General features: G+C 69.4%; 12 protein-coding genes. 3 read left to right on the forward strand and 9 right to left on the reverse strand.

The genetic code is table 11. The features are described from left to right. From VGD32_RS07340 to VGD32_RS07350, 3 genes are all read right to left on the reverse strand, one after another. Positions 1 to 1314, reverse strand: a 1314-nt coding sequence (locus VGD32_RS07340; protein ID WP_331031249.1) for a biotin/lipoyl-containing protein, incomplete at its 3' end; no start/stop codon positions are given. A gap of 1 nt (position 1315) precedes the next feature. Next, entirely contained in the window at positions 1316 to 2383 is a 1068-nt protein-coding gene (locus VGD32_RS07345; protein WP_349256721.1) for an alpha-ketoacid dehydrogenase subunit beta, read from the reverse strand. A 59-nt stretch (positions 2384 to 2442) separates the two neighbouring features. Continuing rightward, positions 2443 to 3678, reverse strand: a complete 1236-nt coding sequence (locus tag VGD32_RS07350; RefSeq protein WP_331031251.1) for a 3-methyl-2-oxobutanoate dehydrogenase (2-methylpropanoyl-transferring) subunit alpha — start codon at positions 3676 to 3678, stop codon at positions 2443 to 2445. Between the two features lie 145 nt (positions 3679 to 3823). On the opposite strand from VGD32_RS07350, the gene VGD32_RS07355 reads away from it, so the two are divergent. The 3 genes from VGD32_RS07355 (at position 3824) to VGD32_RS07365 (ending at position 6629) form a co-directional block, all read left to right on the forward strand. Beyond that, a complete protein-coding gene (locus VGD32_RS07355) occupies positions 3824 to 4312 on the forward strand; it encodes an Lrp/AsnC family transcriptional regulator (RefSeq protein WP_331031252.1) in 489 nt (162 codons plus the stop codon). A 75-nt stretch (positions 4313 to 4387) separates the two neighbouring features. Next, the gene (locus tag VGD32_RS07360) at positions 4388 to 5674 is read left to right on the forward strand and encodes a hypothetical protein (protein ID WP_331031253.1); all 1287 of its coding nucleotides are present in this window, start codon (positions 4388 to 4390) and stop codon (positions 5672 to 5674) included. Between the two features lie 13 nt (positions 5675 to 5687). Beyond that, positions 5688 to 6629: a pirin family protein gene (locus VGD32_RS07365; RefSeq protein ID WP_331031254.1), complete on the forward strand. Its 942-nt coding sequence runs from the start codon at positions 5688 to 5690 to the stop codon at positions 6627 to 6629. Between the two features lie 3 nt (positions 6630 to 6632). Here the strand turns inward: VGD32_RS07365 and VGD32_RS07370 are convergent, their stop codons facing one another. The 6 genes from VGD32_RS07370 to rpmH form a co-directional block, all read right to left on the reverse strand. Further along, entirely contained in the window at positions 6633 to 6998 is a 366-nt protein-coding gene (locus VGD32_RS07370; RefSeq protein WP_331031255.1) for a hypothetical protein, read from the reverse strand. Positions 6999 to 7119: 121 nt separating this feature from the next. Beyond that, on the reverse strand, positions 7120 to 8094 hold the full coding sequence (locus VGD32_RS07375) for an alpha/beta hydrolase (protein ID WP_331031256.1): 975 nt from the start codon (positions 8092 to 8094) through the stop codon (positions 7120 to 7122). Between the two features lie 123 nt (positions 8095 to 8217). Then, entirely contained in the window at positions 8218 to 8859 is a 642-nt protein-coding gene (yihA, locus tag VGD32_RS07380; RefSeq protein WP_331031257.1) for a ribosome biogenesis GTP-binding protein YihA/YsxC, read from the reverse strand. A 1-nt stretch (position 8860) separates the two neighbouring features. Further along, a complete protein-coding gene (gene yidC, locus VGD32_RS07385) occupies positions 8861 to 10666 on the reverse strand; it encodes a membrane protein insertase YidC (protein WP_331031258.1) in 1806 nt (601 codons plus the stop codon). Between the two features lie 5 nt (positions 10667 to 10671). Beyond that, the gene (gene rnpA / locus VGD32_RS07390) at positions 10672 to 11076 is read right to left on the reverse strand and encodes a ribonuclease P protein component (RefSeq protein WP_331031259.1); all 405 of its coding nucleotides are present in this window, start codon (positions 11074 to 11076) and stop codon (positions 10672 to 10674) included. 25 nt (positions 11077 to 11101) lie between these two features. Beyond that, positions 11102 to 11236, reverse strand: a complete 135-nt coding sequence (gene rpmH, locus VGD32_RS07395) for a 50S ribosomal protein L34 (RefSeq protein ID WP_003164000.1) — start codon at positions 11234 to 11236, stop codon at positions 11102 to 11104. Positions 11237 to 11284 lie beyond the last annotated feature (48 nt).

Raw genomic sequence — 11284 nt, forward strand, 5'->3', positions numbered from 1 at the left:
GAGATGGACGGCGGCGTGGGTGGTCAGGACCCCGCCCTCGTCGTCGTAGTGCGAGTTGATGGTCGGCTGGTCGCGCAGGGCCACGACGATGGCGCGGGCGATGAAGGGCAGGACGTTCAGCTTCGGCTGGTCGGCCTTGCGGTTGGCGTTGAGGTGGGCGCGGAGCTCCTCGAGGGCCGTGACGTCGATCTCTTCCACATAGGTGATGTGGGGGATGCGGCGGACGCTCTCGGCCATCTTCTCCGCGATCTTGCGGCGCAGGCCGATGATGCGGGTCTCGGTGGTTCCTTCGGCCTTCGCATAGGTCGAGGACCCGGAGGCCCCGGAGGCGGCCGATCCAGACGAGCCGGAGGCGAGCCAGGCGTCGAGGTCGCCGTGCTCGATGCGGCCGGCCGGGCCGGAGCCGGGGACGAACTGGAGTTCGATCCCCAGGTCGCGGGCGCGCTGGCGCACGGCGGGGGAGGCGAGGGGACGTTCACCGCGGGCGGAGAGCTGGCGTGAGCCCTCTCCCTTGAGGGGGGAGGCGTGGGTGGGGGTGGAAGCCGGCGGCCTGGACGCGGCGGCGGGAACAGAGGACGGAACCGTGGGGGCTTCATTCGCTGCGGCGCGAGCACCCTCACCCCCGGCCCCTCTCCCCTCAAGGGAGAGGGGAGCAGAAACATTGCCCTTGCCCTCGACCTGGAAGCTGACGAGAGGCCCGCCGACGGCGATCTGCTGACCGGCGTCGCCGTGCAGGGCGACGACGGTTCCGGCGACCGGCGAGGTCAGTTCGACCGTCGCCTTGTCGGTCATGACGTCGGCGATGATCTGGTCCTCGGCGACCCTGTCGCCGACCTTGACGTGCCAGCCGACCAGCTCGGCCTCGGCGGTGCCTTCGCCGACGTCGGGGAGTTTGAAGACGTAGTTGGCGGAGGACAGAGTCGCCCCCACCACCGCTTCGCGGTCCCCCTCCCCACTGGCGTGGGGCGGTGAGGCGTCGGCCGGTTTCACCTCCCCACCCCGTGGGGAGGTGGCTTCGCGCTCTTGCGCGGAGACGGAGGGGGCGGCGCTGTCGCCCGACGCATTCCCCGCGCCGTCGACCTCGAACTCGATCAGGGGTGAGCCGACGGCCAGCTGCTGACCGGGTTCGCCGTGGGCGGCGATCACCTTGCCGGCGACGGGGCTGGTCAGTTCGACGGTGGCCTTGTCGGTCATGACGTCGGCGATGATCTGGTCCTCGGCGACGGTGTCGCCGACCTTGACGTGCCAGCCGACCAGCTCGGCCTCGGCGGTGCCTTCGCCGACATCGGGCAGTTTGAAGACGTAGCGACCCATCTCAGCGGCCTCCCGACATGACGGACTTCAGGGCCGTGGCGACCCGCTCCGGACCGGGGAAATATTCCCACTCGAAGGCGTGCGGATAGGGGGTGTCCCAGCCGGTGACGCGGGCGATCGGGGCCTCGAGGTGGTAGAAGCAGCGTTCCTGCACGAGGGCGCTGAGTTCGGCGCCGAAGCCCGAGGTCTTCGGGGCCTCGTGGACGATGACGCAGCGGCCGGTCTTCCTGACGCTGGCCTCGATGGTCTCGATGTCCAGCGGCACGAGGGTGCGCAGGTCGATGACCTCGGCGTCGACCCCGGCGTGTTCGGCGCCCGCGAGGCTGACCCAGACCATGGTGCCGTAGCAGAGGATGGTGACGTCGGCGCCTTCCTTCATGACCCGCGCCTTGCCGATCGGCTCGACGTATTTGCCGGTCGGGACCTGGGCCAGCTCCTGGGCCTTCCACGGCGACACCGGCTTCTGGTGCCAGCCGTCGAAGGGGCCGTTGTAGAGGCGTTTCGGCTCGAAGAAGATGACCGGGTCGTCGTCCTCGATCGCCGCCATCAGCAGGCCCTTGGCGTCATATGGGTTGGACGGGATGACGACCTTCAACCCGGCGATGTGGGTGAACAGGCTCTCGGGCGACTGGCTGTGGGTCTGGCCGCCGAAAATCCCGCCGCCGTAGGGCGAACGCACGGTGATCGGGCTGGTGAACTGGCCGGCCGAGCGGTAGCGCAGCTTGGCCGCCTCGGAGACGATCTGGTCGTAGGCCGGGTAGATGTAGTCGGCGAACTGGATCTCGACGACCGGGCGCAGGCCGTAGGCGCCCATGCCGATGGCGGCGGCGACGATGCCGCATTCGCTGATCGGGGCGTCGAAGCTGCGGGTCAGGCCGTGCTTCTGCTGCAGCTGGTCGGTGACGCGGAAGACGCCGCCGAAATAGCCCGCGTCCTCGCCGAAGCTGAGGACGTTGGGGTCCTCGGCCATCTTGACGTGCAGGGCCGAGTTCAGCGCCTGGATCATGTTCATCGGGACGACGCCGTTGGTCGGCGCCTCGGACTTCGGCGCGTGATTCTGGTCGACCATGTCGGGCTCGACGCCGTCGGCGCGGTCGGCTTCGGTGAAGGTGGTTTGCTCAGCCATGATCAGACCCCCACCTCGCGGCGCTGTTCGGTGATGCGCCAGTCCTCGGTCGCATAGACCTCCTCGAACATCGTCTTCACCGAGGGACGCGACTGGCCGAGCGTGCCGATGGCCTCGGATTCCTTGCCGGCGGCGCGGACCTGTTCGACGGCCTCGGCCTCTGCGGCGGTCTGCTGCTCGTCGGACCATTCGCCGAGCGCGATCAGGTGCTGGTTGAGGCGGGCGATGGGGTCGCCCAGCGGCCATTTCTCGTGCTCGTCGCCGGGGCGGTAGCGGCTGGGATCGTCGGAAGTCGAGTGCGGGGCGCCGCGGTAGGTGAACAGCTCGATGACCGTCGCGCCCTGGTTGGAGCGGGCGCGCTCCTCGGCCCACTGGGTCGCGGCCCAGACGGCGAGGAAGTCGTTGCCGTCGACGCGCAGGGCCGGAAGGCCGTAGCCGATGGCCTTGGAGGCGAAGGTGGTCTCGAGCCCGCCGGCGATGCCCTGGAAGGAGCTGATGGCCCACTGGTTGTTGACCACGTTGAGGATCACCGGCGCGCGGTAGACGGCGGCGAAGGTCAGGGCGTTGTGGAAGTCGCCCTCGGCGGTGGCGCCGTCGCCGATCCAGCTGATGGCGATCTTGTCGTCGCCCTTGTAGGCGCTGGCCATGGCCCAGCCGACGGCCTGCGGCACCTGGGTGCCGAGGTTGCCGCTGATCGTGAAGAAGCCGAAGTCCTTGGCCGAATACATGATCGGCAGCTGGCGGCCTTTGATCGGGTCGGCGGCGTTGGAATAGATCTGGTTCATCATCGTCGCGAGCGGATAGCCGCGCGCGATCAGCAGCCCCTGCTGGCGATAGGTCGGGAAGCCCATGTCCTCGCGCGACAGGATCATGCCCTGGGCGACGGCGATGGCCTCTTCCCCCGTGCACTTCATGTAGAAACTGGTCTTGCCCTGGCGGTGGGCGCGATGCATCCGGTCGTCGAAGGCGCGGGTCAGGATCATCGCCTTCAGGCCCTTGCGCAGGGTCTCGGCGTCCAGCTTCGGGTTCCACGGGCCGACCGCCTTGCCGTCGTCGTCCAGCACGCGGACGAGGCGGAAGGCGTGGTCGCGCATGTCGAAGGGCGCGGTCGAGACCGCGGGCCTGTCGACGGCGCCGGGCGCGTCGAGCTTTAGATGGCTGAAGTCCGGCTTGTCGCCCGGGCGGCCCGAAGGCTCCGGCACGCGCAGCGACAGCGGTTGCGTATTTGGCTTTTTCATTCCGTCCTGCCGTCCGGTTGATCCGACCGCGTTTCCTCCGGCGCCCTGTAGCATGGTCCGCAAGCCAAGGCTCGCTCGATTTTGACCTTGCATATGCCGGTTCACGGGTATTTTATTGCGCCATAAGTAGAACCGGAGAAACGCCTTGGCCGACGATCTGGATCCCGTGGACGCCCGCATACTGGACATCCTGCAACAGGACGCCGGGCTGTCCGTGGCCGAGGTCGCCGAGCGGGTGGGTCTGTCGGCCTCGCCGTGCTGGCGCCGGATCAAGAGACTGGAGGATACGGGCTTCATCCGCAAGCGGGTGACCCTGCTCGACGCCACCCGTCTGGGGCTGGATTTCGAGGTCTACGCCATCGTCAAGCTGAGCCTTCCCTCGACCGAGAACCTCGACCGGTTCGAGGCCGCGGTCGCCGACTGGCCCGAGGTGGTGCAGTGCGCCACCATCACCGGGCGGGAGGACTATGTGCTGCGCATCATCACCTCCGACATGCACGCCTTCGACCGATTCCTGCGCGAGAAGCTGTTGAGCCTCGGCATCGTCTCGGACTGCGAGAGCCATATCGTCACGCGCGGGGTGAAGAACGTCACGACCCTGCCGCTGGGAATCATCACCCCGCACGTGGGCTGACGCACATTACCAATCCTTGAGTTGGCCGATCCCGAAGCCGGGCCGATAGTCGTCGGGCAGCCGGGGGGAAACGTCATGCGCACCGTTGCGGCCATCGTCATCGCGGGTTTGCTGTGCGGCGCCGCGCCCTGTTTCGCCCAGGCGGCGGCCGAGTCGGACGTCGCCGCCTTCTACCGGTTGCGGGCCGAGGGCGTGGCGGCGGCGAACGCGGACGATCTGGCCACCGCCGAGGCCCGGCTGGCCGAGGCGGACGGACGCATCCCCAACCATCCCGGACTGATGCTGATGCGCGCGAGGCTGGCCGCCGCGGCCGGACGACCGGCGGACGCGCTGGCGTTGGCGCAGCGCTATGCGGACACGGGGCTGTCGATGAACCTCGGCGGCGATCCGGCGCTGGCCGGCCTGGGCGACCAGCCGGGGTTCGAGGCGCTGGCGGCGACGGTGGAGGCCAACCGCGCGCCGGTCGGGGCCGACCGCCTGACGCCGTTGGCCGCGGTTCCCGGCGTCGTCCTGGTCGAGAGCGTGGCGCGGGACGAGGCGCGGGACCGCTGGCTGGTGGCCCTGATCCGGGGTCGGACGATCGTGGCGCTTGACGATGCGGGGACCGTATCGCCCTGGCTCGGAGACGATCCGTCGATCGGCGGCGTGCTGGGGCTGGCGCTGGACGCCCGGGCCGGGGTTCTGTGGGCCGCGACGTCTCCCTTGCCGCCGGCCGTCAACGGCCTGGCGCCCGACGCGCCGAGGCCGGCGTCCGCGCTGCTCAAGATCGATCTGGCGAGCGGGCGGATGTTGGCCCGCTATCCGGCGCCCGGGGAGCAGATGCTCGGCGACGTGGCGCTGGGCCCGGACGGCGCCGTCTATGTGGCCGGCGGCGACCTGCTGCAGTTGAAGCCGGGCGGCGAGGTGCTGGAGGTGCTGGTGCCGGCGGGACCGATGCGGTCGCCGCAGGGGATGGCCGTAACGCCCGACGGCGCGGCGCTGATCACAGCCGACTATTCGTCCGGCCTGTGGCGGGTCGACCGGAGCAGCGGCGCGGCGGTGAGGCTCGCGGCGCCGGGAAACGCCAGCCTGATCGGCATCGATGGCCTGATCTCCGACGGCCGCGTCCTCTATGCGCTGCAGAACGGCACGGCCCCGCAGCGGGTGCTGAAGCTGACGCCGGACGCGGCCTGGCGCCGGATCGAGGCGGTCGAGGTGATGGCCGCCAACCTGCCGCAACTGGACGAGCCCACGACGGGACTGGTCCACGACGGCGAACTGGTGTTCGTATCGCGCTCGCAGTGGAGCGATTTCGACGGGGAGGGGGCGCTGACGTCGCCGGAGCCCGAACCGGCGCTGATCTCCCGGCTGCGGCTCGACTGACGGGGACACGACTATGATCGAGATGGTGATCGACGCCCGGCGCAAGGATCTCGGCGGGTTCGAGGTCGGGCGGGTGCTGCCCTTCCACGCCCGGCGCATGGTGGGGCCGTTCATCTTCCTCGACCAGATGGGGCCGGCGGCGTTCGCGCCCGGGGCCGAGGCGATCAATGTGCGGCCGCATCCCCACATCGGCCTGTCGACCCTGAGCTATCTGTTCGAGGGCGAGATCATGCACCGGGACAACACCGGCGCGGTCCAGGCCATCCGCCCCGGCGAGGTCAACTGGATGACGGCGGGCCGCGGCATCGTCCACTCGGAACGCACCGATCCGCTGAAGCGCAGCCAGGGCGGGCCGATGCACGGCATGCAGGCGTGGATCGCCCTTCCGACCGAGGCCGAGGACGTCGACCCGTCCTTCCATCATCACGGCGAGGCCGACCAGCCGGCCTATGAAAACGGCGGTCTGTTCGCGCGGCTGGTGGCGGGCGAGGCCTACGGGGCCAAGGCGGCCGTGCCGACCTCGTCGCCCCTGTTCTATGTTCATTGGGAACTGGCCGAGGGCGTGCGCACGACGCCGCCGCCGGGCCGGGGCGTCGCCGGCGGCTATTCCGAACGGGCCCTGTATGTGGCGAAGGGTGAGATCGAGGTCGGCGACCGGACCTTCCACGAGGGGCAGATGATCGTGCTGGAGCCGAGCGCCGAGCCCACGGTGCGCGCGCTGCGGCCCTCGACAGTCATGGTGCTGGGCGGCGAGCCGGTCGGGCCGCGGCTGATCTGGTGGAATTTCGTCTCGTCCTCGCAGGCGAAGATCGACGCCGCCAAGGCGGACTGGAAGGCGGGGCGCATGGCGCTGCCGAGCGAGGACGATCTGGAGTTCATCCCCCTGCCGGACGTGCCTTCGACGCCGGAGCCGGCGCCGGCGCCGGTCCGGCCCGACCCGACCGATCCGGTCTAGGGATCAGGCGGCGCGGTCGGTGCGGCAGAGTTGCCGGGCGCGCAGCGCCATCTGCCGGTCGCCGGCGGCGCGTGCGTGCTCGCGGGCCTCGGTGCAGCGCCCCAACTCCATCAGGGTGCTGACCCGGTTGGCGAGGTCGATCCGCGCGAGGGGCTGCGGTCCGATGTTGTTGCCGGACGCCGAGTCGAGGAAGGTCTCGTAGCTGGCCTGCATGCCCGGCATGACCGCGGTGTACGGCCGGTCCTGCAGAATTCTGGCCGACGGCGGCGGCGGCGGGGTGTTGGGGTTCGGCGGCGGCGTCGTCTGTGCGGCGACGGGAAGGGCCGAGACGGCGAGCGCCACGGCGGCGATGCAGACGGAAAGGCGCATGGGCGTTCCTCCAGAAGCGTGGGCACTCTCCCCCGAAAACCCCCGGCATGCAACCGGAGGGTTCGTGGGCGCAGGGACTCCACCGGGTTATGTCAGGCGGAGCCGCGCGCCGGGCGGCGGATCACTGTGAGGGGTCGGACAGCTGACCCAGAAACCCCAGCAGCAGACGGTTCACGTCTTCGGGCCGCTCCTGCTGGATCCAGTGGCCGGCACCGGGGATGACCTGCTGGATGCGCAGACCGGGGGCCCAGTCCTTCAGCCCGGCCTCGGCCGGTCCGGCGTAATGGCGAACCGGATCGCGCTCGCCGACCGCGAAGGCCGCGGGAACGCCGATGCGGGCGTCCTGCAGGAAGGCGGTGACCGCCCAGTTCGCATCCAGATTCCGGTACCAGTCGACGGGGGGCTTGAAGCCGCCCCCAGAGAAGGCGGCGACGTACTCGGCGAAATGCGCCTCGGTCATCCACGGCGGCAGGGACGCATCGTCGGGAATGGTGGAGAGCAGGGTCTGGCCCTCGGGGAAGAAGCCGGTCGACTGGCGGCCGTCGGGCGTGGCCCCGTCATAGGCGTAGAAGGCCTTGCGCAGGGCGGTGGCGGGATCGGCGTCGAAGGGTTGGTGCGCGTCCGGGGCCTGGAACTGGCTGATGTAGATCTGGCCGAGGCCGGCGCGCCGGGTGATGGCGGCCAGGGCGGCGGTGGGCGGCCCCTTGGGCCGGCGGGGCTGGAACGGCACCGAGAGGCAGAAGACGGCGCGGAACAGGTCCGGGCGCGTGAGGGCGCAATGCCAGGCGACGGAGGCGCCGAAGTCGTGGCCGACGACGATGCAGGATGTCTCTCCCAGCGCCCGGACGAGATCGACCATGTCGCCCACGAGATCGAGCACGCCGTAGGCGGCGGCGTCCGCGGGCTTGTCCGTCCCGCCGTAGCCGCGCATGTCGGGGGCGACGGCGCGATAGCCGGCGGCGGCGAGGGCCCCGACCTGCGCCCGCCAGCTTATGGACAGTTCCGGAAAGCCGTGGATCAGCAGCACCAGCGGGCCGGCGCCGGCCTCGAGAATCTGCTGGTTCAGGCGGTCGGTCTGGATGGTGCGGGTGTGCATGGCCGCACCGGATCACCGGCCGGAGTTCGAAGCAAGCGGGTTGAGGCTCGCCTGGCGTCAACCCACAATCCGTCGTCCTCGGGTCAAGCCCGGGGATGACGGGAGGCGAGACCTGGACCGGCCCTAGAGAACCACGCCCGTGGTGCGCATGATCTCGGCCCGGAGTTCCGGCAGGCCATGGCCCTTTTCGGCCGAGGTGACGATGACGGCGGGGTAGGCGGCCGGGCGTTTGGCGATGGCCTTGAGGGTGGCGGCCTGGACCTTTTCGGCCTCGCCCTTCTTGAGCTTGTCGGCCTTGGTCAGCACGATCTGGTAGCTGACGGCCGCAAGATCGAGGGCGTCCAGCGCCTCGTCGTCGACCTTCTTGAGGCCGTGGCGGGCGTCGATCAGCAGATAGACCCGCTTCAGCGTCACCCGGCCGCGCAGGTAGTCTCGGCCGAGGTCCTGGAATTTCCTGACCGTCGACTTCGAAGCCTTGGCCCAGCCATAGCCGGGCAGGTCGACCAGCCGCATCTTGCCGTCGAGATCGAAGAAATTGACCTCGCGGGTGCGGCCCGGCTCGTTCGAGGCGCGGGCCAGCTTGTGCATGCCGACGAGGCCGTTGATCAGGCTCGACTTGCCGACGTTGGAGCGGCCGGCGAAGGCGATTTCCGGCAGATCCGGGTCGGGCAGCTGCTCGATCTTGGCGCACCCCATGACGAAGGTGGCCGGGCGCGCGAACAGGATGCGCGCCTGCTCCAGTTCCTCGGGGGTGAACTCGTCCAACTCAGGCCTTCGCGTTCTTCAGGCGCGCGAAGAAGGTGTCGATCGGGTTCTCCGCCTTCAGGCGGTGCATGATGATGTACTGCTGGAAGATGGTCAGGATGTTCGACCACGCCCAGTAGATCAGCAGGCCGGCCGGGAAGGTGGCCATGATGAAGGTGAAGACGACCGGCATGAACTGGAAGATGCGGCGCTGCATGGGATCGGGCGCCGGCGGGCTCATCGCCATCTGCAGCCACATGGTCAGGCCGTAGAAGATGGCGAGGATGCTGAGGGCGAAGGTGCCGGCCAGATAGGGGCCGACCAGCGGCGCCGAGGCCGGATCCCACGGGATCAGACCGAACAGGTTCCAGATCGAGGTCGGGTCCGGCGCCGAGAGGTCGCGGATCCAGCCGAAGAACGGCTGGTGGCGCATCTCGATGGTCACGAACAGCATCTTGTAGACGGCGTAGAAGACCGGGATCTGGAGCAGCAGCGGCAGGCAGCCGGCCAGAGGATTGATCTTCTCCTTCTGGTACAGGGCCATCAGCTCCTGCTGCTGCTTCTGCGGCTCGTCGGGATGCTTCTTCTTGATCTCCTCCATCTTCGGCTGGAGGTTGCGCATCTTCGACATGCTCTCGTAGCTCTTGTTGGCCAGCGGGAACATGATCAGGCGGACGGTGAGGGTCAGGGCCAGGATGGCGAGGCCGAAATTGCCCAGGAAGCCGTAGAAGAACTCGACCAGCCAGAAGATCGGCCGGGTCAGGAAGAACAGGAAGCCCCAGTCGATGGCGTAGACGAAGCGCGGCAGGTCGAGGCTCTTCTCGTAGCCGGACAGGATCTCGTTGCGCTTGGCGCCGGCGAAGAGGCGCCGGGTCTCGGTGATCTGGGTGTTGGGCTGGACGGTGCGGGATTCGCCCAGCATGCCGACCAGATGCATCTTCTGGGCGGGCGCGCCGGCGCCGCTGACGCGGAACTCGGCGTCGATCTTCTCGTCCTGGGCCGGGATCAGGGCGGCCATCCAGTATTTGTCGGTGATGCCCAGCCAGCCGCCGGTGGACTCGTGCTCCTCCGCCGCCTTCTTCTTGGCCCAGGCGCCGTATTTCAGCTGGGTGGTCGAATAGGACTCGCCGTCGCCGAAGGTGCCGATCGCTCCTTCGTGCAGCACCTGGTTCTTGCCGAGGCCGGTCGGCACGCCCTGGCGCAGGACGGTGGCCGCGGGCGTCAGGGTGACGGCCTGGGCGCTGAAGTTGGCGACCGTGTCCGTCACCGTGAACATATACTGCTCGTCGACGCTGACCCGGCGGGTGAAGCGCAGGCCGGCGCCGTTGTCCCAGGTGAGCACGACGGGCGTGGTCGGCGTCAGGGTCTGGCCCTGGGTCAGCCGCCAGGGCGTGTTCGGGCCGGGCACGCCGCCGGGGATGTTCGGGCCGGTCCAGCCGAACTGGGCGTAGAAGGCGTGCTTCATGCCTTCGGGGCGGAACAGTTCGACGGCCGGGGAGTCCTTGTCGATGGTCTCGCGGTAGCGGGTCAGGAACAGGTCGTCGATGCGGCCGCCGGTCAGCGACATCGAACCGGTCAGGGTGCCGGTGCGGATGCGCACGCGCTGCGTTCCGTTCGCGCCAAGCGCGACCCTGCGGTCCTCCGTGAAGATCGCGGCGCTGGCGGGCGGGGCGGTGACCGGGCCCGAGGTGGCTTCGGCCGTCGCCTGCTGCGCGGCGCGGCGCTTCTGCGCCTGCGGCTCCATGACGAAGAAGCTGTAGGCCAGCAGCATGATCGACGCGATCACGATGAAGATGATCGTGTTGCGGCTGTTGTTCTGGGGGGGCATGGAGGTCAGTGGTCCTGGCCGGCGGGCGATGTCGGTGCGTGGGGCGCGACAGGAGGCGCCGACCGCGGGGTCGCGAGCCTTGTAAGCGCCGATTTCACATCGTCAAGCAAACGGTCCCACGGGCGGTCTGCGGTGCCCATCCGGGCGATGAAGACATAGTCGCTGCCCGGCCGCGCCAGCTGGGGCGCCAAGGCGCGGGCGGCCTCGCGCAGGCGGCGCTTGGCGCGGTTGCGGACGACGGCGCCGCCGATCTTGCGCGTGGCGGTGAAGCCCAGCCGCACCGTCGGGTCGCCGTCCCCCCGGTCGAGGCGCTGCACGACCACGGCCCCGCGGGCCTCTGAAACGCCTTTCGCGGCCGCCAGAAACTGGGGCCGCGACTTCAGGCGTTCGATTTTCACGAGGTCGCTCATGCGCCCGGTCCGGGCGCCGGACGACTTAGGCCGTCAGGCGCTTGCGGCCCTTGGCGCGGCGGCGCGCAACGATCTTCTGTCCGTTCTTGGTGGCCATCCGCGAACGGAAGCCGTGACGGCGCTTGCGCACGAGTCGCGACGGCTGATAGGTCCGCTTCACGGTCGGCTCCTGGGACTGAAAACAAGGTGGGCGGCGGAAAGAGGTCCG

Source organism: Brevundimonas sp., assembly GCF_036402095.1.
Taxonomy (GTDB): domain Bacteria; phylum Pseudomonadota; class Alphaproteobacteria; order Caulobacterales; family Caulobacteraceae; genus Brevundimonas.